This window comes from Chelatococcus sp. KU-N122, from assembly GCF_055391085.1.
In genome coordinates, this window is record NZ_AP043981.1 from 6,129,651 (window position 1) to 6,152,161 (window position 22,511).

The following is a 22,511-nucleotide window of genomic DNA, read 5'->3' on the forward strand; positions in this document are numbered from 1 at the left end:
CACTCGCGCGCCGTCCGGCGCTCCACGAGCCGAACTCGCCGATGCCCTGGACGATGGCGGAGAGGTCCTCGGCGCGAGTCGCGCAGATGAGATCGGCGACCAGCGTGCTGCCGCGCGACTGCCCGACGTAGACGCCGACATTGCGGCCGGCGAGGCGGGCGCCGTCATAACCAGCATCGCGAAATGCGGCCGCAGCGATATCCAGAATGATGAGATGGGACGGGTCGGCCTGGTCGATCAGCCGCTGATCGACGGGGCACGCCTCGCGGTCGAACGGCACATCCGGAATAATTCCGCCGATCCGGGTATAGGTCCGCCCAATGGTTCCGCGTTCAGGCGAATACAGAAGCTCATGGTCGACTCTGGTTTCTGGAATTTCGTCTATTGCGCTTGCGCCGCGCATCAACAAATCCCAGAACTGGGAAGCATCCTTGCAGCCTGGAAGCCTGCAACCAACGCCCAATATGGCTATGTCCACGCCAGATCACTCCGTTGCACGCAGGTTCAAGGATGCGTTCCATGCTCCATCTTCAAAGAACTGTTTCGCGGATGCCCCCCATCAACAGACGATTCACACCATAAAGCGTCATTGCTGAAGGTGACAAGCGCTCCCGGCCCCGCCGAAAGTCAATCTCGCACAGGTTTGAGCGTCGCAGCCTTGGTCTACAACTGTTCGGCGTGGGGACATGGCGATGCGTCGTCGACAGGCGCACCGACACGCGCCGAATGTGCCGACGGGTCTATCAACGCCTTGCATGCCGACAGACACACGCTAGAATGACTAGGTACTGCGTAAACGTCACATCTGTCGGATCGGCGCGCCGCCTATTCAGAACTATCTCAGTCTCGACGTGGCGAACCCATTCGGCTTTTTCGTAAACCGTCGTTTGCTACCCTGATATACTGGTCACTGGGGGCCTTCGCACGAAGGCGATCGAGCTTGGATGGGGGTTTGTGGTGGCGTTCACTTTTCAAACTCTCCGAAAGAGCATGTTCCCAGGGCGAAAGCCGCTCCCTCCATTCCCCCCTTCGGTCCTGTTCGGCGCCGGTAATTCCGACAGCCAGTGCGAGGCCTACGATCCGCGCTACCCGGATATCCGGGACGTCTGGTATGCGAGACGCCGCCTGCAGGAGCGGGGGCGGGCCACCGATTTCTGGGAGCGCTACCCTGAGGATATTGCGCTGGCGCGCAGCCTCGGTTGCCAGCTGTTCCGCTTTTCGATCGCCTGGGCCCGGGTCGAGCCCGAGCCCGGGGTCTTCAACGAGGAGGCGCTCGACCACTACTCGGAGGTCGTCGACGCGGTCATCGCGGCCGGCATGGAGCCGTATGTAACCCTCTGCCATTTCGTCTGGCCGCTCCACCTGGAGAGCCGCGGCGGTGTCATCGCGGACGGCTTTCCCGCCGACTTCACGCGTTACGCCACGCGGGTGGCCCAGCGCCTGGGGTCGCGCGTGCGCTACTGGTCGTCGTTCAACGAGCCCAACATCCTGGCCTTCGGCTTCATCAAGCCGTGGTGGGAGCGCGCCTATTTCGCGCCGCCCGGGTTGCCGCCCGAGGCGACCGCCGCCGATCAGATCGACGCGCTCAACAAGCTGATGCGCAACCTCTTCGTGGCGCATACCGACGCCCGTGAAGCCATCAAGGCGCTGAACCCCGACGCTCTGCTCGGCGCCAATCCGGCGCTCCTCGGGCTGCCGGTGTGGCTGCAGCGGTGGATGGACGGCAACGTCATCAAGCGCCCCTCCGCCCGAAGCTGGCAGGGACAGGCCTTCGCCGAGCGCAAGCTACAGGAGAATGGCCGGCTCGACGTGATCACCGCCATGCTCACCAAGACCGACGACCGGGCGTCGCAGCTCGATTTCGGCGAGGTGTACTTCATGTCGGCGCAGCGCATCCTGGTGCTCGCCGGCAGTCCCGTCCAATCCACCGCGGACCTGGTCGGCCGGCGAATCGCGGTGACGCGCGGCTCGACCGCCGCCGAGACGTTGCGCCGGGAGATGAAGGGCTCGCTGGCGCTCGTCGTCGAGGATCGCGACGAGGCCATCGCCGCCCTGACGGCCGCGGCCGCGGACGCCTTCCTGGCCGACGAGACCCTGCTGACGAGCGCCGTGCAAGGTGAGCCGGGGCGTTTCCGGATGCTCGCCGACCGGCTGACGTCGGAGCCTTACGGGCCGGCGGTCGCCAAGGGAAATCCGCAGTTCCTCGATGCGGTCAACCGGGCCGTGCTCGGCTTTATCCAGTCCGGGCGCTGGGCCGAGAGCGTCCAGCGCCATCTCGGGCTCACCGGCGTCGAGCCGCCCCGGCTGCCGACGCTGGCGACGCTGGCGGACATGAGCGGACGGCAGGTGGCCGCCGAGCCTCACGGTCCGCGCAGGGCGGACGGGGATCTGCTGGAGCGGGTGCGCCAGCGTGGCGTCATCCGGATCGGCGTCCCGGCCGCCGCGCCCGGCTTCGGCGTGCGGAGCGAGGACGGGACGTGGAGCGGGCTCGAGGTCGATATCGCGCGCGCCATCGCAGACGAGGTCCTCGGCCCGGAGGGGCGTCTGGAGCTCTACCCGGTCAAGACGTCGGAGCGCATCGGGGCCTTGCGCTCGCTCGCCCGCCTCTTCGACCCACTCCTGAAGATCTGGGGCATTCTGGCGACGACCTGCACGACGAGCTGGTGGAATCTTGGCATGGCCGGCGAGCTGCCGGACTACATCTGCCCGAAGAAGTGCGTCGGCGCCTGCGACTACATCGCCTTCGACTATTATTGGGGCCTTGGCATGCTCAGCATCAAGCGCCTCGTCGGCCTGTTCAGCGCGCTGGCGGCAGGCCGGATGGAAGAGGCGCCGGTCTGGCCTCGGGCGCTCTATCATTGGCTCAAGGAGCTCGGCCGCAAGTTCCCGAACCATCCTCTGATCATCGTCGAGAACGGCTGCGTCACCGAGGCGGACGGCATCGATAGGGCGACCTACCTGCGGCAGCATCTGGCGCAGGTGCAGCAGGCGGTTGCAGAGGGCGTCAACGTCCACGCCTACGTGGGCTGGAGCATCACCACGAACCGGGAGCTCGGGCATCGTCTCTCGCCGTCGACGGATTTCGGGCTGTTCCGCGTCGATCTCGACAACGATCCCGAGCTGGTGCGCCACCCGACCGTCGCCGGCGCGGCCTACGCGGAGGTGATCCGCACGCGCCAGGCGCACCCGGTCGGAGCAGGCGACGGCAAGGCCGCGTGAGCGCGTGGTGGCATGCGCACGCGCCCCCGCCATCCAGGACTCGGCGCCGTCGGCCAGCGGATTGCGCTGGCCGCCTTGGAGCCGCTGTTCCGGCGTAAGGATCTGGTCCGTTCGGGCTCGGCGCCGGCGCGCGAGACCTTGCTGGCGACGCGTGCCAGGCTCGAACGGGGCGACACCGTGTACCTCGTGGGGCTGGGCGCGGCCGGGCACAATTCCGGCGCGGCGCTGGTCAGCGCCTCGGTTCGGGACGGGGTCCAGCTGCTCTGCAATCACGAAGAGGAGCGCTTCTCGGGCGAGAAGCACAGTGCCGAGTTCCCGCTGCATGCGTTGCGAGCGCTGAGGCGGTCGCTGGACGAGCACGGGCTTGCGCCCACCGATGTCGCCGCGTGGCTCGCCACGTGGGACTATCCGGTGTTATCGGCCACCCTGCTGCGGACCGTGCTGGAGGAGCTCCCGGGCAGCCTGGCGCTGCTGCGGCCCAAAGCCTTCCCGCCGCTCAACATCACGCACCTGTTTGCCGCGAGCCGCGCCCCGGCGGAGCTGGCCGAAGCGATGGCGCTGCCGCGCCGCGTGCCGATCATCGCCATGCCGCATCACGAATGCCACGCCTGGTTCTCGTACTGCGCCTCGCCGTTCGCCCGCGACGGCGGGCCGGTCATCGTGCCGGTCATCGACGGCACCGGGGATCGCGGGGCGATCTCCGTCTACCTCGCGTGCGGCAACGAGCTGAGGCTGCTGTTCCACAACGAGAGCGTCTTCGACTCGCTTGGCCTGACCTACAGCTTCATCAGCTCGACCCAGGGCGGCTGGACGATCCTGAGCAGCGAAGGCCGCTACATGGGCGCGGCCGCCTACGGCAACCGGGACCGCCTCACGAACCCGTTCTACGGCATGATCCGCGGCCTGTTCAGCCTGGAGCCGGGTGGCACCGTGCGCTTGAACCGCAGTCTGGCGCAGTGGCCGTCGCGCCTGTTCGAGGCGCCCTACACGCCGCAACTGGTCGACATGCTGGGGCCGGCGATCCCGCTCGACCGCATGTGGAACCCGGACGCCGTGCTGCGCGCCGAAGGTTCCGCGACCGACGACGCCTCGCAGGCTCGGCTCGACAAGGCCGCCGCGCTCCAGCTGGTCTTCGAGGACGCCCTGTTCCATGTGGTGGGCACGGCGATCGGCATGACCGGCTGCGAGCGCATCGTCCCGACCGGCGGGACGGCGCTGAATGCCCTGGCGAACATGCGGCTGCTCGAATCCTTCGGCGAGCCCTATTTCGAGCGCTACCACGGCCGCACGGCGCGGCTGCAGGTCTGGGTTCCGCCCATGCCGGGGGACGCCGGTGCGCCCGCCGGCGCCGCCTTCGCGTTCGCGCGCCTCGCCGGGGCACCGGCAGGGCCGCCGCTGCGGGATGCCTTTCATTGCGGCTTCGGGCTCAGGGAAGACGACGTCCGCAACGCCCTGGCGCAGGCGAGCGACATCGAATGGCAGGTCGTGGGGGGCACGGGCGGGCTGGCGGACGTGGCCGACATGATGGCCTACGTCACCGCCCAGGACGGCGTTCTGGCGCTCGTGCGCGGCAAGGCGGAAACCGGGCCGCGGGCCCTCGGCCACCGTTCCATCATCGCCAACGCGACCAATGCGGCGACCCGCGACATCTTGAACCTGCGCGTCAAGTTCCGCGAGGCGTTGCGGCCGCTCGCCCCGATGATGACGCTGGAGGCGGCGCTGCGCTGGTTCGAGCTCGAGCCGGGGGCATCGGCCGACGTCTACGACGCCTACACCTACATGGTGCTGACGGCGCGGGCGAAAGCCGACGCGCGCCAGCGCCTTCCGGCCGTCGTCCACGTCGACGGCACCGCGCGGCTCCAGATCGTCAAGGCGGACACGGATCCGCTGTTGCATGCCTATCTGCGCAACCTCGGCCGCAGATTGGACGCGGAGGTTGCGGTGAACACCTCCTTCAACGTCGCTGGCCCGATCGTGCAGACCGTCGATCAGGCGCTGGCGACGCTACAGCGGGCCGGCGGCCTGGATGCCGTATTGCTGTTTGCCGACGAAGGACCGGTGTTCGCCGCCTGGAGCACACGCGCCGAGCGGCCGAGCCGGTTTGCCGCGTGGCATCGGGATTGGCTGGGCGCGCGCGCGGCCCTGCAGGCGCGACGCCAGGCTTGAGCAGCAGCCGCTCGGTCGCCCCGCCGCAGCCTCGCCCTTATCTGAGGACTCCGGCCGCCTCGAGCGCCGCGATGCGCGCCGCATCGTAGCCGAGGATATCGCCGAGCACGTGGCCGGCGTCGCGTCCGAAGTGCGGCGCCGCCCTGTCGTAGGCCGCGGGCGTGTCCGACAGCCGGTAGCGGCTCGCGTCGACGACGCTCTCGCCGCCCAGATCATGCGGCAGGCGCACGAAGTGCTCCCGTGCGACGAGCTGCGGGTCGGCGATCATGTCGGCGGAGGTGCTCGCCTGGTGTGCCGGCACCCCCGCGGCCTGCAGCTCCCGTTCGATGTCGGGCGCCCGGCGATACCGGGCCCATGCGCCGACGATGCCCTCCAGCCGCGGCTCGTCCGCCTTGCGGCCGTCGAGCGTGGCGAAGGAGGTGTCCAGGGCGTCGCCGCCGATGAGTGCGGCCAGGCGGGACCACTCCGCGTCGGTCCGGACGGCGATGGCCACCCATTCGTCCTCGCCCGCGCAGCGGAACACGCCGTGCGGCGCAAACTGCGGATCGCGATTACCGGCGGCGGTGGGAAAGTGGCCGGTTGCCGCACCGTGCGCGACCTGCGGCGCCAGGAACTGGATGCCGGCCTCGGCCTGGGCAATGTCGAGCCAGCAGCCTTCGCCGGTGCGGCGGCGGTGCTCCAGGGCGGCGAGCAGGGCGACAAGGCCGAACCGGGGGCCGACGAAGTCCGTATACGGGCCGAAGGGGCCGACGGGCAGGGCGCCCTCGCGGCCGACCAGAAGCTGGTATCCCGCCATGGCCGCGCCCATGTTGCCGAAGCCGGCAAAATCCCTGAGCGGCCCGGTCTGGCCGAGCAGCGACGTGCTGACCCCGATCAGGCGCGGATTATCGCCACGCAGAGACTCGGGGCTCAGGCCCCAGCGGGCCATCCGGCCGGGCGCAAAGCTCTCTACCAGCACGTCCGCCCAGCGGGCCAGATCGCGCACCACCTCGCGCCCGGCGGCCTGGTTGAGGTCGAGGGCGAGACCGAGCTTGCCCGTGTTGTAGGTGTCGTAGAGGGCGCAGCGCTGCGGATCGCTCTGGCCGCCGGGGTAAGGCCCCATCAGCCGTGCCGTCTCGATCCGCACCGAGGATTCCACGCGCACCACCGTGGCGCCGTAGTCGGCCAGCGACCGGCCGATGGCCGGCCCGGCGACGACCCAGGCGAGGTCGAGCACCTTGAGATCGCCGAGAGGTTTCACGTCGGTCATAGCACGCCTCGCTGACGGAGCCCGGCGAGCGTGGCGCTGTCGACGCCGAGCAGGTCGCTGAAGACGGCTGCGTTGTCCTGGCCGAGGGTCGGCGCCCCCTTGGCCGGCGCGAACATGTCGGCGGCGCCGAAGGCGAAGGCGCCCGGCAGGGTTCGCGACTCTCCGCCCTCGTCGACGTCGACGAACAGGCCGCGTGCCTTGAACTGCTCGCTGGCGAGCAGGTCGCCGATGTCGTTGATCGGCGCCAGCAGCACCCTGCGCTTCATCGCCTCGGCCAGCAGTTCCGCCTTGCTGCGGTGGGCGAGGAACTCGGCGACGGCGCTGCGAGCGAGCTCGAGGTCGTCCTCGCTGGCCTCGCCCGCCATGATCCGCTGCGGCGCCGTCACCCAGTCCCAGTCGTGCAGCGCCGCGGGCAGGGCGCCTTCCTCCTTCATCCAGGCAAAGAAGTTGTTCGCCTTGCCGCCGGCCGCCGGGCCGAGGCCCAGGTGCATCTCGACGAGGCCATCGCGCACGATCCACTTCGAGCGCCGCGTGCGCGAACCGCTGCCCGACAGATCGAGCGACTTGGAGCCGTTGGCCGGGCGCAGCGCCGGCGTGAAGGAAAAGTCGGGGTGGCCGACGGCGGCGGCCAGATGACTGGCGAGCGTCGCTTGCGTGACGCTCTGCTGAACGGAGATGTCGACATGCTGGCCGCGACCGGTCTGCAGCCGGGCGAAGTGCGCAATCATGGCTCCCGCGGCTGCGTCCGCGGCGCCGTGCAGGTAGGCCTGTGGCACGCTGATCCGCAGCGGCTGCCCGTCGGCGTCGCGGTTCGGTACGAGGGGGCCGCCGGCGGCCCACAGGATGAGCTCTGCGTCGGCATAGTCGCGCTTCGGCCCGTCGGATCCGAACGGCGTGATCGAGACGTGGACCAGCCTTGGATTGCGTGCCCGCAGGACGTCGCACGAGAGGCCGAGCTCGGCGAGCCGCCCAGGGCGGTCCGACTCGAACAGGAAGTCCGCCCGGTCGATGAGGCGCAGCAGCAGGTCGCGGCCGTCGGGCTGCTCGATGTCCAGCGTCACGCCCCGTTTGCCGGCAGCGAAGGCCGACCAGTAGAACGAGTGTCCCGCCTCGTCGAGCGGCGCGACCTGCCGCGCGCTCGAGCCCTGCGGCGGCTCGACCTGGATTACGTCCATGCCGAGCTTGGCCAGCATCTGGCCGGCCAACAGCCCACGTTCATCGGTTAGGTCGACGGCACGATAGGCGTCGAGCCAGCCGCTCATGTGTCCTCCCGGGGGCATTGCGGCCGTGAGCGGCCGGCGTGTGTGGATTGTTCGGGCGGGCTCGCCCGGGGACGACGGGTAGGCTTCAACCCGATCCGGAGCACGCCCTGCGCGATCGGAGAGGGTGCCCGGTCGCCGGTCCTTGCTTGGAGGGCGTCGACGCGGCGGCTAGCCCGACGGCGCGGCGGGCCGTGCTGCTGCGGCACGGTCGGCGAGGTGGTGGAGGGGACAGGCGGCTTCCGCCATGTTGCCCTCCAACAGCGGGCGCACCCAGTCGAGCCAGCGCTGCTGGTCGATCAGCACGTCGCCCTCCGGCGTAATGCGGCCGACCTGATTGAAGTCCGAGCTCAGGGCCACCGTGCACTTGTTCAGGCGGCCGTCGGCGCGAACCACCAGGGAGTTGGGCTGGGCGGCGTAACAGACCGCCTCGTCGTCGGCGGCCGGATCGTTGCGGCCGCCCACCAGGGCCGACAGCCGCCCCTGGATCTCCGCCTTCTCGTCCTCCGACAGCGGCTCGATCGCCTCATCGTGAGGCCCGCCGAGGCGGCTGATGTCCTTGAAATAGAACGAGAGCCGGGGATCGCTGCCGTAGGCGTCGACAAGCATGCGGGCCAACGCCCCGACCGCGTTCTCGGTGCTGCGGGTGTAGTGGAGCCGCAACAGCAGCTTGAATGTCCTGTCCGAAGCGAGGGCGTTGGCCAGGTTGGACCAGATCCTGGCGAACGTGCCGTGCCCGTTGGCGAGCCTGCGCGATCCGTCATGGACGTCGGGCGTGCCGTCGAGAGAGATGTGAAACTGATCGATGCCGCTCGCCACGCACTGATCGAAGACCTCGGCGGTGAGCAGGTAGCCGTTGGTCGTCATATTGGAGGTGAAGGCGACGCCGTGCCGGTGTGCCAGATCGTGCGCAAAGCCGTTCACACGGTAGACGGTGTCGCGCTGTGCCAGCGGCTCTCCGCCGAACCAGCTCAGGTCGAGCCGGTCCAGCTCGGGCATCCGTCGTGCGATCAGGCGCTCGATGCCGTCGACCACGGCATCCGGCATCTTGCCGATGGCGAAGTCTTCGTAGCAGTAGGTGCAGCGGAAGTTGCAGGCTTCCGTCGGCATGATGATGAGGTGAAGGCGCCTGTTCGTGAGGTCGCAGATCATCTGTCGATCCGGCGGATCCGCTCGACAATGCCGCCGCCGATCTCCAGGGGCTTGGCGCCACACTTGAAGCCGCAGATGCCGTTGTCCGCCAGGGTCGCGGGGTTGATCCTGCCGACCAGGCGCGCGCTGAGGGCGCCGTTCTTGATCACGACACGTCCGGCCGCATCGACGTGGATCTGATCCGTGGTGATATCCGGCGCGACGGATTTCAGCTCGTTGATCGCCCCGTTGGGATCGCGAATGAGTGCGGTCGCAAAGTCGGCGTTCTTGATGGCAACTCCGTCGGCATCGACTTCCAAGTCCGAATTCTTGATGTCAATAGAACCGGTCATGACGGCCTCCCACGATCGCCTGTTGAACGAAGCCTATATTTGCCTGGCGAAATTCTTAACGGACGCAGTTTCAGCCTAGCAACTATCGGATCACTGTCAATTTTCATCGCGCCGTGTAGCGGGCGCAGGCGGTGCGCTCGTCCTGCGCCGTGGGGACGTCCGTCGCGGGGAGGGCTTGTCGTACGCGCGTCAAGGCCCATAGCGTAGACGGCGTCTTTCGGCCGGGTGGGCCGTCCCGCGAAGAGGCACCGATGCCGGCAGCTCCTCGCGATCGGGCGATTGCCGCTGATCGAGATGCCCGGCGGGGCGTTCTGCTGTTTCGGAGCAACGTGATGACGTGCCACATCGTCCGCGGCATTGCCGTATCGGTTGCGCTGGCCGTCGCCATCTCGGGCGGAACGGCTCGCGCCGACGACGTCGGCCCCCAGTCCGAGCGGCCGGCGGTGGTGTGGACCGCCGTCATCCCCGAGGGGTTTCCGCGCAACGTCTACACGTGGCGCCTCATGCCCGACGGGACCTATAAGGAGGATGGCCGTCGGGCCCAGACCGGCAAGCCGGTCCAGCCGACGCTGTCAGGCCATTGGACGCGCGAGGGCGAGCGGATGGTCCTGCGCCAGGACGGCATGAACTTCATGTTCGACGGTGTGATCGCCGGCGACCAGTATACGGGCGCGCTCTATGGGGGCGGGCGGCGCCTGTCGCGCTTCTGCGCCGCCAGGGGCGAAACCGCTCCACCCCATTGTGAAGCTCAGATTTCGGGCATCCGGCCGCCGTCCCGACCGCTGGTGCAGGCCTGGGCGAGCTTGCCGCAACCGCGGTAGGGCTACGACCGCGCCAAGGCCTCGATCCCTGAGACGATCGCGAACACGAAGCTGAAGCTCAGCGCCACGCCCAGGGCGCCGAAGGCGATGCCGACACCGGCGATAGCACCATCGCGCTCCACCAGGCCCAGCCCGACCAGGCACGCGGCAAAGCCGAGGGGGATCTGGCCGACGAACGGCGGTGAGACGAGCAGGCCCAGCGCGATGACCAGCAGGATCACGCCGGTGGCGCGCATGCCGAGCGGCGTGTTGAAGACCGCGAGCCGCGTGCGCGAGACGTCCTCCAGCCGGCGCACCGCCGGCAGCGCCCGCTCCACGGCCTTGGCGACGTCGGCCCGCGCGACGGTTTTCGCCAGCAGCCGCGGCGGCAGCCAGGGCGTGTGCAGGCCGAGGATGATCTGGATGGCGACGAAGCCGAGCAGGAAGCCGCTGATCAGCGGGATCGGCGGCGGCATCGGCAGGCAATTGGGCAGGGCGAGGACGACGACCAGCAGGGCGAAGGCCTGGTGATGCAGCCTGCTGACGATCTCACCGACGCTCACCCGATCGTCGTCGCCTGCGGCGAGCGCGATCAGGACGTCGGACGTGCGCGGAGTATCTGACAAACGATCGGGGCCAGGAGAGCGGAACGCTCGATCCGCTCTCCTTAACTTACGCCACGCCCAGGGCCAAGGGGCGGCGGCGACCGGCGCAGGATCATCGTACTTGGCCGCCCCCGTTCAGTGAATCGCGAAGACGCCGTCGACGGCGTGGTACTCGGCCGGCTTGATCAGCCTGGAATGGGCGACGGTGACCGAATGCAGCGGGCCTTCCAGCGAGGCTTGCCAGAACGCGAGGAACTTGTTCAGCACGGGAAAGCGCGGGGCGACATCGTACTCCTGCCAGATGAACGTCTGCAGCAGGCCCGGATGGTCGGGCAGCCGATACAGGATCGTCGCAGTGGTCAACCCATAGCCCTGAAGCTGTTTCTGAAACTCCGGCGTCATCGTGCTCCTCCGATCAAGGACTGCCGATGATGGCGAGGGATGGCTTCGTCCAGCAAGCCCTATATTGATCAAATGCGTGTAATTTCAAGGCATTAGCAGCATATATGAGAGATTGCTGACAGCGTCGTGGCGTCGCTGCCCGGTGGCGTGAGCGTTTCGGCCGTGTTGGCTGCGGGGTGCCATCGGCTATGGTGGCAGCCGCGCCTGGGCGGCCGGAACGGGAGGAATGCATGACGGACCACAAGGTGGCCCTGGTAACCGGGGCGGGCTCCGGCATCGGCCGGGCCGTGGCCCTGGCCTTCTTGGCCGACGGCTATCGGACGGTGCTCGCCGGGCGCCGCGCGCAGGCCCTCGACGACACCGCCCGTCAGGCCGGTGCGGCCGACGACCGCGCCCTGTGCGTGCCGACCGACGTCGGCGACGCTCAGTCCGTGCACGCCCTGTTCGAGGCGACGCGCAACCGCTTCGGCCGGCTCGACGTGCTGTTCAACAACGCCGGCACGGGGGCGCCGCCGGTGCCCATCGACGAGCTGAGCGTGGCGCAGTGGCAGGCCGTCGTCGACACCAACCTGACCGGCCCGTTTCTGTGCACCCGCGAGGCCTTTCGCCTGATGAAGCAGCAGCAGCCGCGTGGCGGTCGCATCATCAACAACGGCTCGATATCGGCCCATGCGCCGCGCCCGAATTCGGCGCCTTACACGGCGACCAAGCACGCCATCACCGGCCTGACCCGGTCCGCCGCCCTCGACGGGCGCGCCTTCGACATCGCCTGCGGCCAGATCGACATCGGCAATGCGGCGACCGAGATGACCGGCCGCATGGCCTCCGGCGTCCCGCAGGCCGACGGCTCGGTGCGCAGCGAGCCGCTCATGGACGTCGCGCACGTGGCCGACGCGGTTCTCGCCATGGCACGCCTGCCGCTCGACGCCAACGTGCTGTTCATGACGGTGATGGCGACCAACATGCCGTTCGTGGGGCGGGGCTGACCGCATACGGCTGGCGTCCTTTGCCGCGCTATGATTTGAGTGGCGCTGCAAGCTGAATGGCAAGCTGAATGGAAAGTGCCGCGGGAGGGCCAGCGTGTTCGAGAGCGTTTTGATCGCCAATCGCGGCGAGATTGCCTGCCGCATCATCCGCACCGCCCGCGAGCTCGGCATGCGCACCATCGCCGTCCATTCGGAGGCCGATAGCGATGCCCTGTTCGTGCGCCAGGCGGACGAGGCGGTGCTGATCGGGCCTGCGCCGGCGGCGGAAAGCTACCTCGTCATCGACCGCATCATCGAGGCGGCCAAGGCCTCGGGCGCCCAGTGCATCCATCCCGGCTACGGCTTCCTGTCGGAGCGCGCCGAGTTCGCCGACGCCTGCGCCGCGGCCGGCATCACCCTCGTCGGGCCGCCGGCGGCGGCGATGCGGGCCATGGGATTGAAGGACGCAGCCAAGGCCTTGGCCGAGCGGGCGGGCGTGCCGGTGGTGCCCGGCTACCACGGGCAGAAGCAGGACGCCGAGTTCCTGCGGCAGAAGGCCTACGAGATCGGCTATCCGGTGCTGATCAAGGCGGTCGCCGGCGGCGGCGGCAAGGGCATGCGCCGCGTCGACAAGGTTTCGGACTTCGATGCGGCGCTCGAGAGCGCGCAACGGGAGGCGCAGAACGCCTTCGGCGACGCGCGCGTGCTCGTCGAGAAGTACATCCTGGCACCGCGGCACGTGGAGATTCAGGTCTTCGCCGATACCCACGGCAACGTGGTCCACCTGTTCGAGCGCGACTGTTCGCTGCAGCGCCGGCACCAGAAGGTGGTCGAGGAGGCGCCGGCGCCCGGCATGACGGCGGAGGTGCGCGACGCGATGGGCAAGGCTGCCGTCGAGGCGGCGCGGGCGGTCGGCTACGTCGGCGCCGGTACCATCGAGTTCATCGCCGACGGACGCGAGGGCCTCAAGCCCGACCGATTCTATTTCATGGAGATGAACACCCGCCTGCAGGTGGAGCATCCGGTGACCGAGGCGATCACCGGGCTCGATCTCGTCGAGCTGCAGTTCCGGGTCGCGGCGGGCGAAGTGCTGCCGTTCAGCCAGGACGAGGTCCGCCTCACCGGCCACGCGGTCGAGGCCAGGCTCTACGCCGAGGATCCGGAGAAGGGCTTTCTGCCGTCCACCGGGCAGATCTGGCTGCTCGATTTCCCGGAGGTCGAAGGCGTCCGCATCGATAGCGGCGTGGAGACCGGCGGGCGCGTCAGCCCGTTTTACGATCCCATGATCGCCAAGGTCATCGCCCATGCGCCGACCCGAGGCGAGGCGCTCGACCGGCTCGCGGCAAGCCTGGGCGATACGCTGGTGGCAGGCCCCAAGACCAACCTCGCCTTCCTCAAGCGCATCGCCGAATCCCATGATTTCCGGGCCGGTCGCTTCGATACCGGCTACATCGATGCGCGCCTGGACGAGCTTGGCGCCGTCGAGCAGCCGCCCTTCGGCCAGTCGGTGGCCGCGGCGGCCCTGATGCTGCGGCGCCTGGAACCGCGGGCGGCTTCGGCCGGCCCGGGCGTGACGGCGTTCGCCGATCCGTGGGGCAGCGAGCGCGGCTTCCAGCTGCTGGGCGAACGGCGGGCGGAGATCCCGCTGCTGGTCGACGGCGAGCGCGACACGGCCGCCGAGACGTTTCCCGACGGCCGCGTCGCCGTCAGCTACAAGGGCGCCGAGGTGACCGAGGAGGATCTCCTCTCGGAGATCGAGGATATCCCCGCCGCATTCGGTGACGGCACTATCGTCGTCGCGGCCGGACGGGCGCTGATCGCCCTCAAGGAGGGCCGCCAGGTCACGGTCGCGCCCTACGATCCGTTCGCCGTCGACCTGGAGCACATCGGCGACGCCGGCGGCATCGTCAAGTCGCCGATGCATGGCAAGGTCGTGGCGATCCTGGTCGCGCCCGGCGACGCCGTGGTCAAGGGCCAGCGCCTGGCGGTGGTCGAGGCGATGAAGATGGAGCATGCGCTCGTCGCGTCGCGCGCAGGGACCGTGTCGGATGTGCGTGCCGCGGCCGGGCAGCAGGTGGCGGAAGGCGCGCCGATCGTGGTGGTGGAGGAGCAGCCGTAAGCGGGGCGTGCCCCGGCGCTGCAAGCTGGGGACGACCCCGGGCGCTCGCCTTGGCCGCCCGGGCGAGCGGCGCTACAAGCGGGCATGGCGCTCAATCTGGTCAAACTCTGCGTGGGCTGCGACTCGATCGGCGAGCTCGAGCAATGGATCGACGAGCGGGCGGCGCTCGCCCGGCGCAAGGGCCAAGCCTACGAGCACGTCCACACGACGCGCATGGTGCCCAAGCGCGGTGCGGATCTCGACGGCGGCTCGCTCTACTGGGTGATCCGCGGCCAGATCGCCTGCCGACAGCGCCTGATCGCCGTCCGGCCGTTCACTGACGGCGACGGCATCGGACGCTGTCACCTGGTGCTCGAGCAGGTGGTGGTGCCGGTCGAGCCGCGGCCGAGCCGGCCGTTCCAGGGCTGGCGCTATCTGGCCGGAGCGGACGCGCCGCCGGACCTGGCCACCCGCGGCGCCGGCCTCGAGGCCATGCCCGAGGACATGCGTCGCGATCTGGCGGCTCTCGGCTTGATTTGAGCCTGCCTGCGCCAGATTTGAGCGTCCTGCGCCAAGCCGCTACGATCGCAGCTCATCGACAGGGAGCGGTGTCCATGGCGAACGTACGCGCGGCGAGCGGCATGCTGCTAGTGGGAAGCCTGCTGCTGGGCATTGCGGCGACGCCGGTGGCTGCGACCGAGCCGTGCAAGGTGCCCGGGACCAAGCCGGAGCGCGGCAAGCCTCTCAAGAACTGCCCGCCGCCGACGTTGCCCAGCGACCGGCTGGATCCACGGCTCGGTGCCGGACGCGATACGGGTACCATGCGCTTCGGCGATACCGAGGTGCGCATCGGCGGGCGGGCGAGCTTCAGCGCCGGCTATGCCCGCTGATCAGACGGCCATGTTGTCGATCAGGCGCGTGCGGCCGAGCCGGGCCGCCGCGAGCAGCCGCAGCGGCCCATCGGCGAGGGCTGCCGCCGGTGCCAGCGTGTCGGCGTTACGCGCCTCCAGATAGTCGACCTCGAAGCCTTCGGCCGCCAGCGTCTGCCGCCCTTCGGCGATCACCGTCGCGACCGCTTCGCCGGCGCGCAGCCGCCGCGCGCTCTCGATCAGCACGCGCGAGATCGCCGGCGCTACCGTCCGCTCCTCGGCGCTGAGGTAGCGGTTGCGCGAAGAGAGGGCGAGGCCGTCGCTCTCACGCAGAGTCGGCGCCGGCAGGATCTCGACCGGCAGGTCGAGATCGCGGACCATGCGGGTGATGACCTTGAGCTGCTGGTAGTCCTTTTCGCCGAACACGGCGACGTCGGGTGCAGCCTGGATAAAGAGCTTGGACACGACGGTGGCGACCCCGGCGAAGTGCGTCGGGCGCACCACGTCGTCCAGCCCGGCCGTCGCCGGGCCGGACAGTGAGACGGTGGTCGCGAAGCCCTCCGGATACATCACCTCGACCGCCGGCGCGTAAACGAGGTCGGCGTGGGCGCCCGCAAGCTGGGCAACATCCTGTTCGAGCACGCGCGGATAGCGGCTGAAGTCCTCGTTCGGTGCGAACTGCGTCGGATTGACGAAGATCGAGACGATGACGCGGTCGGCCCGCGTGCGGGCCAGCTCGACCAGCGACAAATGGCCCTCGTGCAGAGCCCCCATGGTGGGGACCAAGGCGATCCGCTGGCCGGCGCCGCGCCAGGCTGCCACGGCCTGGCGCAGGGCTTCGACCGTCGTGACCCGCGCGATGTCGACCATGGGCTCCTCCTGACGATTGGCGTCGCTCGAGCGCGTCCTGGTGGGGTGGCCATCACCCGCCCGGAGAAGCGCTCCGAATTCTCGTGTGCGATCGTACGGCAGCGCTCTACCAGACCAGGCTGGAGCCGACAAACCTGCCTTGCCATCGGCGGGCCGGCACTCCCATGTACGGGGCGGCGCAGGGGAGGTGATCGTGGCGAAGCTGACGGCGGAGGATCAGGGACAGGGCGTGGGCCGCCGGCCATCCGGCACGGGGACGGCACGCTGATGGCGCTGCTTGCAGGCGTCGTCGCCGCCGCGCTGCTCTGGTGGCTGCTGTCGAACTACACCAAGTCGGACCCCAAGGTCCTGGCCGCAACCGTGCGCAAGGTGGCGGGCGCGACGGCCTTCGGCTTCGCCGGCCTGCTGCTGCTCCGTGGGCGCATCGATATGGCGGCGCTGCTGGCCGGCGCCGGCGCCTGGCTCTACGGCGGCATGCCGTTCGGGCTTCCCAATCCCTTCCAGCGCGGTCCGGCCCGGGTTGCCAAGGTGCGCTCGGCGATGATCGAGATGGACCTCGACGCCGCGACCGGCGCCCTGCGCGGGCGGGTGCTGGCGGGGCCGCAGGCCGGCACGGAGCTCGATGCCCTGGACCGGGCAGGGCTGCTCGCCCTGCTGCGGCAGTGCCGGGCGAGCGACGGCGACGGGGCGCGGCTGCTAGAGGCTTATCTCGACCGCCGAGCGCCCGGATGGCGTAAAGACGCTCAGGGTGACGCGGACGCGCGGACCGCTCAGTCGCCCCCGGGCGCGATGACGGAACAGGAGGCCTACGAGGTCCTGGGCCTTGCTCCGGGAGCGTCCGCCGACGAGATCGCTGCCGCTCACCGCGCGCTGATAAAGCGGCTCCATCCAGATCTCGGCGGTACGACCTATCTCGCTGCCCGCGTCAATCAAGCCAAGGATGTTCTGTTGGCCCGGCATCGCTAACACTCCACACGCAGGTTCCGGGAAGGGACGGGCTCATGCTCTCGGTCGGCAGCTTCGGCGGTCATCGTCACCACCGTCAGCTCTTGATGGCGAAGCAGGCAAAGCCGCTCCGCTTCAGGCTCTTGCAGGCGGCCTGCGCGGCGTCCGGGTCGAAGCCGGAGAAGCGGGCGCGGTACAGGGTGGCGCTGCCGCGCACGACTTTCTCGGTGAAGGGAGAAGCGCCCTTCAGGGCTGCCGAAGCGCCCTTGGCGCTGGCGAGCAGCTTTTCGGCTTCCCCCTGGTCCTCGGTCGCACCCAGCTGGATCACCCAGCCGCCGCCGGCCGACCGGCGCGGCTTGTCGTCCTCGGCGCTCCGCTCGGCCGCCTTGGGTGCGGCTTTGGCCACGCTCGACTGGCCCGAGGCGGACTTGTCGTCCGTCGCCTTGATCAGCTGTCCCACGCCGCGCGCGTCGGACTTCGTCCTGGTGTCAGGCGCGTAGGCGAGGCGGGCGAGCGCCTGGGACTCGGCGACACGCTCCTGGCGCGGGGCAACCCAGCGGAAGGCCGACGGCGTAGTCGTCGCCAGCGAGCTCGCCGAGGCGACCACCGGTCGAACGTTGTCGGCGCGGCGCGGCGGCGGGGCGAGGGTGCGGGCTGGCTTAGGGGCCTCCCGGACCACCTCCTTGGCGGCCACGTCCGGCTCCGCGTCGCTCGCCGCGGCGGCCATCGCCACGGGCGGGGCGGCACCCTCGCCGATCATCGGCGTCTGCCTGGCGCCGGCGTAGGCCCGCGGCATGTTGTCCTCGATCAGCGATGCCATGATGCGGTCGCGTACGGCGCCGGTGCGGCCGCCCAGCACGATGCCGACGACGTGCCGGCCGTTGGCCTTCGCCGAGGTCATCAGGTTGAAGCCGGACATCCGCGTGTAGCCGGTCTTGATGCCATCCACGCCTTCGATGCGGCCGATCAGGCGGTTGTGGTTGCCGATGGTGCGGCCGCCGTAGCGGAAGGAGGGGGTGGAGAAATAGCCGTAGTAGCGCGGGAAGCGATCCTGGATCGCCCGGGCGAGGATGCTCAGGTCGCGCGCGGTGGTGACCTGGCGTTCGTCCGGCAGCCCCGAGGCGTTGACGTAGACCGTGCTGCCCATGCCGAGCGCCCGGGCCTTGGCGGTCATCATGCGGGCGAAGGCCTCTTCCGAGCCGGCGATGTTCTCGCCGATGGCGACGGCGATGTCGTTGGCGGAGCGGGTGACGACCGCCTTGATAGCGTCCTCGACGTCGATCGTGGCGCCCGGCCTGACACCGAGCTTGGAGGGCGCCTGCGAGGCGGCATTCGCCGACACGCGCAAGTCGCTGTCGAGCGCCAGGCGGCCTCTCTCCAGCTGCTCGAACAGCAGGTAGAGGGTCATCACCTTGGTGATCGAAGCCGGATGGCGGATCTCGTCCTCGCTCTTGGCGTAGAGCGCCCGGCCGGTCTTGACGTCGACGACGTAGGCGGCGAAGGCCGGACGATAGGCCTCGCGCACCTGGTGGTGCGACCTGCCGTGGTAATGGCGCTTGTGTTTGCGGGCTTCGGCCGGGGTGGTGAATGCGATCGTCGCGACCAGCCCGAGCGTGACCATCAGCGCTCCCGAAATTCGCCGATGGATCGATACGCCACCACTTGAAGCCATGTTCCTCAGTCCCAGCCTTTCTCGATCGCTCGGGCCGACCAGCCGGCGGTGCGGACCTGTCCAGCTGCTTTTGAGACGCTACGGGAGGGGGAGTTACGGATGCGTTAAGCGCGATCGGCGATAGCCCGCCTGCCGACGAGGCAGTCGCTTGACTGTTTTGGCGCCGCCGCACTTGACAACTTATGTTGCAGTGCACAAATTGACCGCGTGGCGGACGGGCCGGGACGGCGCCGTTGCCCGGATTCCCAGTTTGTGCGCCGGGGATGAGCTTCTCGCGCGCCGAGAGGAGATCATCATGATGCAGCAGCAGTTCGAGACCGCCCAAAAGCTGGGCAAAGATCAGATGGATGCGGCGCTGAAGTCGTTCGGCTCCGTGTCGAAGGGAGCTCAGGCCATCGCCACCGAGCTGGCGGACTATTCCAAGCGCAGCTTCGAGCAAGGCACGGCCGCGCTGGAGAAGCTCGTCGGCGCCCGCTCGGTCGAGAAGGCGATCGAGATCCAGTCCGAGTACGTCAAGACCTCGTACGAGGCGCTGGTGGCCGAGTCGACCAAGCTGAGCGAGCTCTATTCCGACCTCGCCAAGGAGGCTTTCAAGCCCTACGAGGGCGTGTTCGCCAATGCCAAGGCCGTGACCGAGGCCAACATCGCGGCGGTCAATGCCCAGGTCGCCAAGGCCGCGGCCTGATTGCCGGCGCGGCACCGACACGCTTTTTCGATCTGACGGAAAACCCGGCCTCGCGCCGGGTTTTTTGTCGTCCTCGGCGGCGAATGGTCGCCGCGTGGCGCGGCGGCGCGGCCCTGGCGGACGCCAGCGCGTAACCGTTGGTCGTGCCGCGGCGAACCTGCTCGACGCGATCATCGGCGATGTCGGGTCTGGCATGGGCGGCCGGAATAGCCATATCGCCACACTGGCGAAGGATGCTCGCTGGCATTAAATTAGCGTGTAAGATCCTCGTGCGTGGGTGTGCACCCGCGCTAACCCCGGAAGGTTGAGACGACGATCGCCGATGTGGACGACATCATCACCGGAAGAGCTTGTGGGTGGCGTTCCAGCGACACTGATGGCGGAACGTCGCAAGAGTGGCGCCGGCGACGGCTCGGGTACGGCACTGCTGACGCGCACACGCACGCGTACGAAGCGGCCGAGCATGTATCGCGTGCTGCTGCTGAACGACGATTACACGCCGATGGAATTCGTCATTCAGGTTCTCGAGCAGTTTTTCAACAAGTCGCGCGAAGACGCAACGCGTATTATGTATCACGTTCATCAGAACGGCGTCGGCGAGTGCGGCATCTTCACTTACGAGGTGGCCGAAACCAAGGTCACTCAGGTCATGGACTTCGCCAGAAAGCATCAGCACCCGCTGCAATGCGTGATGGAGAAGAAGTAAACCGCGGATAGGGGAAGCCTTTGCCCACATTCTCCCGGAGCCTCGAACAAGCCCTGCACCGAGCGCTCGGCTTCGCCAACGAGCGGCGGCACGAGTACGCCACGCTCGAGCATCTCCTGCTCGCCTTGATCGACGATCAGGATGCCTCGGCCGTCATGCGCGCCTGCAACGTCGACATGGATTCGCTGCGGCGCAACCTGTCCGAATACGTCGATACCGAGCTCATGAACCTGGTCAGCGACGGCCGGGAGGACTCGAAACCGACGGCCGGCTTCCAGCGCGTGATCCAGCGCGCCGTGATCCATGTGCAATCGTCGGGACGCGAAGAGGTGACCGGCGCCAACGTGCTCGTCGCGATTTTCGCGGAGCGCGAGAGCCATGCCGCGTACTTCCTGCAAGAGCAGGACATGACGCGCTATGATGCGGTCAACTACATCAGCCATGGCATCGCCAAGCGTCCTGGCCTGTCGGAGCAGCGCTCGCCGCGCGGCGAGGAGGAGGCCGAGATCAGGGGACAAAACGAAGAAAGCGACGGCCCTCGCAAGAAAAAGGGCGACGCCCTAGACGCTTACTGCGTCAACTTGAACAAAAAGGCGAAAGAAGGCCGCATCGATCCGCTGATTGGACGCGAGAGCGAGGTCCAGCGGACGATCCAGGTTCTCTGCCGGCGGCAGAAGAACAATCCCTTGCTCGTCGGCGACCCCGGCGTCGGCAAGACGGCGATTGCCGAAGGGCTCGCCCGCAAGATCGTGACGAACGAAGTGCCGGAGGTGCTGCGCGGCGCCACCGTGTTCTCGCTCGACATGGGCACGCTGCTCGCCGGCACCCGCTACCGGGGCGATTTCGAGGAACGCCTCAAGCAGGTGATGAAGGAGATCGAAGCGCATCCCAAGGCGATCATGTTCATCGACGAGATCCACACGGTCATCGGTGCCGGCGCCACCTCCGGCGGGGCCATGGATGCCTCGAACCTGCTCAAGCCGGCGCTCGCCTCCGGCACGCTGCGCTGCATCGGCTCGACCACCTACAAGGAGTATCGCCAGTACTTCGAGAAGGACCGCGCCCTGGTGCGCCGGTTCCAGAAGATCGACGTCGCCGAGCCGTCGATCCCGGACTCGATCGAGATCCTCAAGGGCCTGAAGCCCTACTTCGAGGAGTTCCATCGCCTGCGCTACACCAACGACGCCATCAAGGCGGCGGTGGAGCTGTCGTCGCGCTACATTCACGACCGCAAGCTGCCGGACAAGGCCATCGACGTGATCGACGAGACCGGCGCGTCGCAGATGCTGGTGCCGGAAAGCCGTCGCAAGAAGGTGATCGGCACCAAGGAGATCGAAACCACCATCGCCCAGATGGCGCGCATTCCCCCAAGACGGTCTCCAAGAACGACGCCGAGGTGCTGCAGAACATCGAGACGACGCTCGAACGCGTCGTCTACGGTCAGGACACGGCGATCCGGGCGCTGTCGTCGGCGATCAAGCTGGCGCGCGCCGGCCTGCGTGACGCCGAGAAGCCGATCGGCTCCTATCTGTTCGCCGGTCCGACCGGCGTCGGCAAGACCGAGGTGGCGCGCCAGCTCGCCGCCTCGCTGGGGGTCGAGCTGATCCGCTTCGACATGTCCGAGTATATGGAGCGTCACACCGTCTCGCGGCTGATCGGCGCCCCCCCGGGCTACGTCGGCTTCGACCAGGGCGGCCTGCTGACGGACGGGGTCGACCAGCACCCGCATTGCGTGCTGCTCCTCGACGAGATCGAGAAGGCGCACCCTGACCTGTTCAACATCCTGTTGCAGGTCATGGACCACGGCAAGCTCACCGACCACAACGGCAAGCAGGTCGATTTCCGCAACGTGATCATCATCATGACCACCAATGCGGGGGCCGCCGACCTCGCCAAGTCGGCCTTTGGCTTCACGCGGTCGAAGCGCGAAGGCGACGATCACGATGCGATCAATCGTCTGTTCGCGCCGGAATTCCGCAACCGGCTCGATGCTGTCATCTCGTTCGGCCATCTGCCGAAGGAGGTGGTATCGAAGGTGGTCGACAAGTTCGTCCTCCAGCTCGAGGCGCAGCTGGCCGACCGCAACGTGACCATCGAGCTGTCGGACGAAGCGCGCGAATGGCTCGTCGAGAACGGCTACGACGAGACCATGGGCGCCAGGCCGATGGCGCGGCTGATCCAGTCCACCATCAAGACCCCGCTCGCCGACGAGGTGTTGTTCGGCAAGCTCAAGGGTGGCGGCGCGGTCAAGGTCGTCGTCTCCAGGGACGAGGCGGGCAAGGAGTCGCTCGGCTTCGAATTCCCGGAAGGGCCGGTCCAGCCCAAGCCCGAGAAGGTCGTCGTCGACGCCGCCAAGAAGCGGATCAAGCGGCGCCCGCGCGTCATGGCCGCGGCAGGGCCCAAGCCGATCGCCAAGCCCAAGCCGAAAAATAGCGAAAGCGGCCGCGCCAACGATGGATTGCCGGTCCGGACTGTGCCAAAAGTTCCCCTTAACAAAGGGTAAACTGGAGTTCGGGC

At 68.4% G+C, this 22,511-nt stretch carries 18 protein-coding genes and 2 pseudogenes; 11 read left to right on the top strand and 9 right to left on the bottom strand.

The genetic code is table 11. The features are described 5' to 3' along the window. Window positions 1-22 precede the first annotated feature (22 nt). Window positions 23-478, bottom strand: a pseudogene (locus tag ACZ5PO_RS27860) (beta-ketoacyl synthase N-terminal-like domain-containing protein); the annotation flags it as partial. A 512-nt stretch (window positions 479-990) separates the two neighbouring features. Here ACZ5PO_RS27860 and ACZ5PO_RS27865 point away from each other — a divergent pair. Further along, entirely contained in the window at window positions 991-3,219 is a 2,229-nt protein-coding gene (locus ACZ5PO_RS27865) for a family 1 glycosylhydrolase (protein ID WP_464185392.1), read from the top strand. 12 nt (window positions 3,220-3,231) lie between these two features. Beyond that, a complete protein-coding gene (locus tag ACZ5PO_RS27870; RefSeq protein WP_464185393.1) occupies window positions 3,232-5,385 on the top strand; it encodes a carbamoyltransferase C-terminal domain-containing protein in 2,154 nt (717 codons plus the stop codon). A 37-nt stretch (window positions 5,386-5,422) separates the two neighbouring features. Here ACZ5PO_RS27870 and ACZ5PO_RS27875 read toward each other — a convergent pair whose 3' ends face one another. The 4 genes from ACZ5PO_RS27875 to ACZ5PO_RS27890 form a co-directional block, all read right to left on the bottom strand. Next, the gene (locus ACZ5PO_RS27875; protein ID WP_464185394.1) at window positions 5,423-6,634 is read right to left on the bottom strand and encodes a CaiB/BaiF CoA transferase family protein; all 1,212 of its coding nucleotides are present in this window, start codon (window positions 6,632-6,634) and stop codon (window positions 5,423-5,425) included. Continuing rightward, the gene (locus ACZ5PO_RS27880; protein WP_464185395.1) at window positions 6,631-7,896 is read right to left on the bottom strand and encodes a CoA transferase; all 1,266 of its coding nucleotides are present in this window, start codon (window positions 7,894-7,896) and stop codon (window positions 6,631-6,633) included. Before ACZ5PO_RS27880 ends, ACZ5PO_RS27875 begins: the two co-directional genes overlap by 4 nt. A gap of 168 nt (window positions 7,897-8,064) precedes the next feature. Further along, window positions 8,065-9,045 carry a radical SAM protein gene (locus ACZ5PO_RS27885; protein WP_464185396.1) on the bottom strand — a complete coding sequence of 327 codons (981 nt, stop codon included), beginning with the start codon at window positions 9,043-9,045 and terminating at the stop codon, window positions 8,065-8,067. Then, a complete protein-coding gene (locus ACZ5PO_RS27890) occupies window positions 9,042-9,377 on the bottom strand; it encodes a hypothetical protein (RefSeq protein ID WP_464185398.1) in 336 nt (111 codons plus the stop codon). Before ACZ5PO_RS27890 ends, ACZ5PO_RS27885 begins: the two co-directional genes overlap by 4 nt. Before the next feature lie 332 nt (window positions 9,378-9,709). Here ACZ5PO_RS27890 and ACZ5PO_RS27895 point away from each other — a divergent pair, with 332 nt between their 5' ends. Beyond that, window positions 9,710-10,198 carry a hypothetical protein gene (locus ACZ5PO_RS27895; protein WP_464185399.1) on the top strand — a complete coding sequence of 163 codons (489 nt, stop codon included), beginning with the start codon at window positions 9,710-9,712 and terminating at the stop codon, window positions 10,196-10,198. Window positions 10,199-10,200: 2 nt separating this feature from the next. Here ACZ5PO_RS27895 and ACZ5PO_RS27900 read toward each other — a convergent pair whose 3' ends face one another. Together ACZ5PO_RS27900 and ACZ5PO_RS27905 are read right to left on the bottom strand one after the other, a co-directional pair. Further along, the gene (locus ACZ5PO_RS27900; RefSeq protein ID WP_464185400.1) at window positions 10,201-10,803 is read right to left on the bottom strand and encodes an exopolysaccharide biosynthesis protein; all 603 of its coding nucleotides are present in this window, start codon (window positions 10,801-10,803) and stop codon (window positions 10,201-10,203) included. Window positions 10,804-10,917: 114 nt separating this feature from the next. Continuing rightward, window positions 10,918-11,184, bottom strand: coding sequence for an usg protein (locus tag ACZ5PO_RS27905; protein WP_464185402.1), 267 nt, complete (start codon window positions 11,182-11,184; stop codon window positions 10,918-10,920). Window positions 11,185-11,414: 230 nt separating this feature from the next. Between ACZ5PO_RS27905 and ACZ5PO_RS27910 the strand changes: the two genes are divergently transcribed. From ACZ5PO_RS27910 to ACZ5PO_RS27925, 4 genes are all read left to right on the top strand, one after another. Next, a complete protein-coding gene (locus tag ACZ5PO_RS27910; RefSeq protein ID WP_464185404.1) occupies window positions 11,415-12,170 on the top strand; it encodes an SDR family oxidoreductase in 756 nt (251 codons plus the stop codon). A gap of 94 nt (window positions 12,171-12,264) precedes the next feature. Then, on the top strand, window positions 12,265-14,268 hold the full coding sequence (locus ACZ5PO_RS27915) for an acetyl/propionyl/methylcrotonyl-CoA carboxylase subunit alpha (protein ID WP_464185405.1): 2,004 nt from the start codon (window positions 12,265-12,267) through the stop codon (window positions 14,266-14,268). Window positions 14,269-14,352: 84 nt separating this feature from the next. Then, a complete protein-coding gene (locus ACZ5PO_RS27920; protein WP_464185408.1) occupies window positions 14,353-14,787 on the top strand; it encodes a DUF1489 family protein in 435 nt (144 codons plus the stop codon). A 74-nt stretch (window positions 14,788-14,861) separates the two neighbouring features. Further along, window positions 14,862-15,137 carry a hypothetical protein gene (locus tag ACZ5PO_RS27925; RefSeq protein WP_464185409.1) on the top strand — a complete coding sequence of 92 codons (276 nt, stop codon included), beginning with the start codon at window positions 14,862-14,864 and terminating at the stop codon, window positions 15,135-15,137. Here the strand turns inward: ACZ5PO_RS27925 and panC are convergent, their stop codons facing one another. Next, window positions 15,138-15,986: a pantoate--beta-alanine ligase gene (gene panC, locus ACZ5PO_RS27930; protein WP_464185410.1), complete on the bottom strand. Its 849-nt coding sequence runs from the start codon at window positions 15,984-15,986 to the stop codon at window positions 15,138-15,140. Window positions 15,987-16,253: 267 nt separating this feature from the next. Here panC and ACZ5PO_RS27935 point away from each other — a divergent pair, with 267 nt between their 5' ends. Continuing rightward, window positions 16,254-16,952, top strand: coding sequence for a DnaJ domain-containing protein (locus ACZ5PO_RS27935; protein ID WP_464185411.1), 699 nt, complete (start codon window positions 16,254-16,256; stop codon window positions 16,950-16,952). A 76-nt stretch (window positions 16,953-17,028) separates the two neighbouring features. Here ACZ5PO_RS27935 and ACZ5PO_RS27940 read toward each other — a convergent pair whose 3' ends face one another. Continuing rightward, window positions 17,029-18,552, bottom strand: coding sequence for an SPOR domain-containing protein (locus ACZ5PO_RS27940; RefSeq protein ID WP_464185413.1), 1,524 nt, complete (start codon window positions 18,550-18,552; stop codon window positions 17,029-17,031). 349 nt (window positions 18,553-18,901) lie between these two features. Here ACZ5PO_RS27940 and ACZ5PO_RS27945 point away from each other — a divergent pair, with 349 nt between their 5' ends. The 3 genes and pseudogenes from ACZ5PO_RS27945 (at window position 18,902) to clpA (ending at window position 22,497) form a co-directional block, all read left to right on the top strand. Further along, a complete protein-coding gene (locus ACZ5PO_RS27945) occupies window positions 18,902-19,288 on the top strand; it encodes a phasin family protein (RefSeq protein ID WP_464197064.1) in 387 nt (128 codons plus the stop codon). Window positions 19,289-19,664: 376 nt separating this feature from the next. After that, entirely contained in the window at window positions 19,665-19,994 is a 330-nt protein-coding gene (gene clpS, locus ACZ5PO_RS27950; RefSeq protein ID WP_464197066.1) for an ATP-dependent Clp protease adapter ClpS, read from the top strand. 20 nt (window positions 19,995-20,014) lie between these two features. Next, window positions 20,015-22,497: pseudogene (clpA, locus tag ACZ5PO_RS27955) on the top strand (ATP-dependent Clp protease ATP-binding subunit ClpA). Window positions 22,498-22,511: the final 14 nt, after the last annotated feature.

What these genes read in the sequence shown, in the direction of transcription:
- ACZ5PO_RS27920 (WP_464185408.1), top strand. Translation starts at nt 14,353, where the DNA reads ATGGCGCTCAATCTGGTCAAACTCTGCGTGGGCTGCGACTCGATCGGC.
- ACZ5PO_RS27875 (WP_464185394.1), bottom strand. Translation starts at nt 6,634, where the DNA reads ATGACCGACGTGAAACCTCTCGGCGATCTCAAGGTGCTCGACCTCGCC.
- ACZ5PO_RS27880 (WP_464185395.1), bottom strand. Translation starts at nt 7,896, where the DNA reads ATGAGCGGCTGGCTCGACGCCTATCGTGCCGTCGACCTAACCGATGAA.
- ACZ5PO_RS27890 (WP_464185398.1), bottom strand. Translation starts at nt 9,377, where the DNA reads ATGACCGGTTCTATTGACATCAAGAATTCGGACTTGGAAGTCGATGCC.
- ACZ5PO_RS27945 (WP_464197064.1), top strand. Translation starts at nt 18,902, where the DNA reads ATGCAGCAGCAGTTCGAGACCGCCCAAAAGCTGGGCAAAGATCAGATG.
- ACZ5PO_RS27935 (WP_464185411.1), top strand. Translation starts at nt 16,254, where the DNA reads ATGGCGCTGCTTGCAGGCGTCGTCGCCGCCGCGCTGCTCTGGTGGCTG.
- ACZ5PO_RS27870 (WP_464185393.1), top strand. Translation starts at nt 3,232, where the DNA reads ATGCGCACGCGCCCCCGCCATCCAGGACTCGGCGCCGTCGGCCAGCGG.
- ACZ5PO_RS27925 (WP_464185409.1), top strand. Translation starts at nt 14,862, where the DNA reads ATGGCGAACGTACGCGCGGCGAGCGGCATGCTGCTAGTGGGAAGCCTG.
- ACZ5PO_RS27905 (WP_464185402.1), bottom strand. Translation starts at nt 11,184, where the DNA reads ATGACGCCGGAGTTTCAGAAACAGCTTCAGGGCTATGGGTTGACCACT.
- ACZ5PO_RS27895 (WP_464185399.1), top strand. Translation starts at nt 9,710, where the DNA reads ATGACGTGCCACATCGTCCGCGGCATTGCCGTATCGGTTGCGCTGGCC.
- ACZ5PO_RS27910 (WP_464185404.1), top strand. Translation starts at nt 11,415, where the DNA reads ATGACGGACCACAAGGTGGCCCTGGTAACCGGGGCGGGCTCCGGCATC.
- ACZ5PO_RS27865 (WP_464185392.1), top strand. Translation starts at nt 991, where the DNA reads ATGTTCCCAGGGCGAAAGCCGCTCCCTCCATTCCCCCCTTCGGTCCTG.
- clpS (WP_464197066.1), top strand. Translation starts at nt 19,665, where the DNA reads ATGGCGGAACGTCGCAAGAGTGGCGCCGGCGACGGCTCGGGTACGGCA.
- panC (WP_464185410.1), bottom strand. Translation starts at nt 15,986, where the DNA reads ATGGTCGACATCGCGCGGGTCACGACGGTCGAAGCCCTGCGCCAGGCC.
- ACZ5PO_RS27885 (WP_464185396.1), bottom strand. Translation starts at nt 9,045, where the DNA reads ATGATCTGCGACCTCACGAACAGGCGCCTTCACCTCATCATCATGCCG.
- ACZ5PO_RS27940 (WP_464185413.1), bottom strand. Translation starts at nt 18,552, where the DNA reads ATGGTCACGCTCGGGCTGGTCGCGACGATCGCATTCACCACCCCGGCC.